Origin of the sequence: Kitasatospora putterlickiae (assembly GCF_039527695.1) — a bacterium.
GTDB classification, from domain to species: Bacteria; Actinomycetota; Actinomycetes; order Streptomycetales; family Streptomycetaceae; genus Kitasatospora; species Kitasatospora putterlickiae.
This window is the reverse complement of sequence record NZ_BAAAKJ010000122.1, coordinates 12,734-16,049: the sequence shown is the minus strand read 5'-3', so window position 1 is coordinate 16,049 and position 3,316 is coordinate 12,734. Positions and strand designations below refer to the sequence as shown.

At 72.3% G+C, this 3,316-nt stretch carries 3 protein-coding genes; 2 read left to right on the top strand and 1 reads right to left on the bottom strand.

The genetic code is table 11. The features are described from left to right. Positions 1-90: 90 nt before the first annotated feature. Entirely contained in the window at positions 91-2,316 is a 2,226-nt protein-coding gene (locus tag ABD308_RS12745) for an NADP-dependent isocitrate dehydrogenase (RefSeq protein WP_344332820.1), read from the bottom strand. Between the two features lie 349 nt (positions 2,317-2,665). Between ABD308_RS12745 and ABD308_RS12740 the strand changes: the two genes are divergently transcribed. Together ABD308_RS12740 and ABD308_RS12735 are read left to right on the top strand one after the other, a co-directional pair. Next, positions 2,666-2,992, top strand: a complete 327-nt coding sequence (locus tag ABD308_RS12740; protein WP_344332819.1) for an SAV_915 family protein — start codon at positions 2,666-2,668, stop codon at positions 2,990-2,992. Further along, on the top strand, positions 2,989-3,300 hold the full coding sequence (locus ABD308_RS12735; RefSeq protein WP_344332818.1) for a hypothetical protein: 312 nt from the start codon (positions 2,989-2,991) through the stop codon (positions 3,298-3,300). The genes ABD308_RS12740 and ABD308_RS12735 overlap by 4 nt, the downstream gene beginning before the upstream one ends. Positions 3,301-3,316 lie beyond the last annotated feature (16 nt).

Below are 3,316 nucleotides of genomic sequence, written 5' to 3'. Positions count from 1 at the left end.
GAGGTCCGATAACGGACCTCCGGGGCCTCCCGGGTTCGGCTCCTTCGCCGTCCTGGCCCTCAGGCTCAGGGTCAGGCTCAGGGGTCAGGCTCAGGCGAGGTTGGCGAGAGCCTCGTTGAGGGTCTTCGACGGGCGCATCACGGCCGCGGCCTTGGCCGGGTCCGGCTGGTAGTAGCCGCCCAGGTCGACCGCGGAGCCCTGCACGGCGATGAGCTCCTCGACGATGGTCTGCTCCTGCTCGGACAGCGTCTTGGCCAGGCCCTCGAAGGCCTGCGCGAGCGCGGCGTCCTCGGTCTGGCCGGCCAGCTCCTGGGCCCAGTAGGTGGCCAGGTAGAAGTGGCTGCCGCGGTTGTCGATGCCACCGAGGCGGCGGCTCGGCGACTTGTCCTCGTTGAGGAAGGTGCCGGTGGCGCGGTCCAGCGTGTCGGCCAGCACCTGGGCGCGGGCGTTGCCGGTGGTGCGGGCCAGGTGCTCGAAGCTGGCGGCCAGCGCGAAGAACTCGCCCAGGCTGTCCCAGCGCAGGTAGTTCTCCTTGACCAGCTGCTGGACGTGCTTCGGGGCGGAGCCGCCGGCACCGGTCTCGAACAGGCCGCCGCCGTTGATCAGCGGGACGACCGACAGCATCTTGGCGCTGGTGCCCAGCTCCAGGATCGGGAACAGGTCGGTCAGGTAGTCGCGCAGCACGTTGCCGGTGACCGAGATGGTGTCCTCGCCCCGGCGGATACGCTCCAGCGAGAACGTCGTGGCCTCGACCGGCGACTTGATCTCGATCTGCAGGCCGGCGGTGTCGTGGTCCGCCAGGTAGGTCTTGACCTTCTCGATCAGCACGGCGTCGTGGGCGCGGCTCTCGTCCAGCCAGAAGACGGCCGGGTTGCCGGTGACCCGGGCGCGGGTGACGGCCAGCTTCACCCAGTCGCGGATCGGCAGGTCCTTGGTCTGGCAGGAGCGGAAGATGTCGCCCTGCTGGACGGCCTGCTCCAGGACGACCTCGCCGGTGGCGGCGTCGACCAGGCGGACGGTGCCGGCGGCCGCGATCTCGAAGGTCTTGTCGTGGCTGCCGTACTCCTCGGCGGCCTGGGCCATCAGGCCGACGTTCGGGACCGAGCCGATGGTGGCCGGGTCCAGCGCGCCGTGGGCGCGGCAGTCGTCGATGACGGCCTGGTAGACGCCCGCGTAGCTGCTGTCCGGCAGCACGGCGAGGGTGTCGGCCTCCTCGCCGTCCGGGCCCCACATGTGGCCGGAGGTGCGGATCATGGCCGGCATCGAGGCGTCCACGATCACGTCGCTCGGCACGTGCAGGTTGGTGATGCCCTTGTCCGAGTCGACCATCGCCAGGGCCGGGCCCGAGGCCAGCTCGGCGTCGAACGAGGCCTTGATCTCCTCGCCCAGGTGCGGGACGTTCTCCAGGCCGGCCAGGATGCCGCCGAGGCCGTTGTTCGGGTTCAGGCCCGCCGCGACCAGCACCTCGCCGTACTTGGCGAAGGTCTGCGGGAAGAAGGCGCGGACCACGTGGCCGAAGATGATCGGGTCGGAGACCTTCATCATGGTGGCCTTCAGGTGGACCGAGAACAGCACGCCCTCGGCCTTGGCCCGGGCGACCTGCGCGGCCAGGAACTCGTTCAGCTCGGCGACGCGCAGGACGGAGGCGTCCACGACCTCGCCGGCCAGCACCGGGACGGACTCGCGCAGCACCGTGGTGGCGCCGTCCTCGGCGACCAGCTCGATGCGCAGCGCGCCGTCCGCGGCGATGACGGCCGACTTCTCGGTGGAGCGGAAGTCGTTCTCGCCCATGGTGGCGACATTGGTCTTGGAGTCGGCCGACCAGGCGCCCATGCGGTGCGGGTGGGTCTTGGCGTAGTTCTTGACCGACGCGGGGGCGCGGCGGTCCGAGTTGCCCTCGCGCAGGACCGGGTTGACGGCGCTGCCCTTGACCTTGTCGTAGCGGGCGCGGACGTCCTTGTCCTCGTCGGTCCGCGGGTCGTCCGGGTAGTCCGGCAGCGCGTAGCCCTGCGCCTGCAGCTCGGCGATGGCCGCCTTGAGCTGCGGGATCGAGGCCGAGATGTTCGGCAGCTTGATGATGTTGGCGCCCGGGGTCTTGGCGAGCGCGCCCAGCTCGGCGAGCGCGTCGCCGATCCGCTGGTCCTCGGTCAGACGCTCCGGGAAGCTCGCGATGATCCGCCCGGCGAGGGAGATGTCGCGAGTCTCCACCTTCACGCCCGCCGTCGAGGCGTACGCCTGGACCACCGGCAGGAACGAGTACGTTGCCAGGGCCGGCGCCTCGTCGGTGTGCGTATAGATGATGGTCGAGTCAGTCATCGGTACTCCGCTTCACGTCTCCAACGTCTTGACGTCAAGATATCTCGTGACCGCCCCTTCGCTCCACCTCCCCCCGGATTCGGATCAGCTCCACCGTCGTCCCGACGCGGCCGAGGGTCAAACGGAGCGGGCCGGCGGGCGCCGTCCGGCGGGGGGCGCCGCCGACCGTCAGGACTCCGTCAACGCGGCACCGCATTCGGTCAACGCCGCGTCAGGACGGTTCTCCGCAGGCCCGGGCGGGCCCTAGCGTCGTCAGGAGCAGCTCCGAGCACTCCGAACGCCACACGCGGTTCCGAGCGGTTCCGAGCGGTTCCGGCAGGCCCCTTCTCCACCACTCGGGAGCACCCGCATGGCCCGCGTCGTCTGGCACGTCCCCGTCACCGTCACTGGACGGACCACCTCCCTTCGCCTCTTCCGGCTGCGCGACGGCCGCCGCTGCGCCGTCGGCTTCAGCTCCGCGGGCGCGCTCGCCGAGCTGCTCGGACCGGAGCAGGCCGCCGTCGAACTCGGCGAACCGGCGCTGCGGGCGCTCACCGCGCCGCTCGGCGTCGACGAGCTGGTCCTGGACCCGCGCCTGGTCGCCTCGCCGGTGAACGCTCCGGGCGGCACCGGTGCCGCCCGCCCGGCCGGCGGGCACTCCGCGGCCTGCTCCGGCTCCCGGCTCCAGCACCGGTGAGCGCACTCCACCTGGTCCCCGGCGCGCCGCGGCCCGAGCCGGCCCGCCCGCTGCTGGCCCTCGCCCGGGTGAGCTTCGGCCCGGTCCCGCTGGACTTCGACCGGCTGGCCGCCGAGCTCCCGGCGGTGCAGAGCGGCCTGGCGCTGGCCGGCGACGCCGATCTCGAACTGCGGCTCGCCTGCACCGGCCCGGAGGAGTTACGGGCCGTCTCCGCCGCCCTGCTCCGGGCCGGCGCGGCGCACGTCCGCGTCGACCTGGTCCTGCGCGCCCTCGCCCTGGCCCAGCCGGCCCTGAGCCCGGTGCCCTGACACCCCGCCCCGGGGC

Excerpts from the sequence above, each read along its gene's own strand:
- ABD308_RS12745 (WP_344332820.1), bottom strand. The coding sequence starts at position 2,316 with ATGACTGACTCGACCATCATCTATACGCACACCGACGAGGCGCCGGCC.
- ABD308_RS12740 (WP_344332819.1), top strand. The coding sequence starts at position 2,666 with ATGGCCCGCGTCGTCTGGCACGTCCCCGTCACCGTCACTGGACGGACC.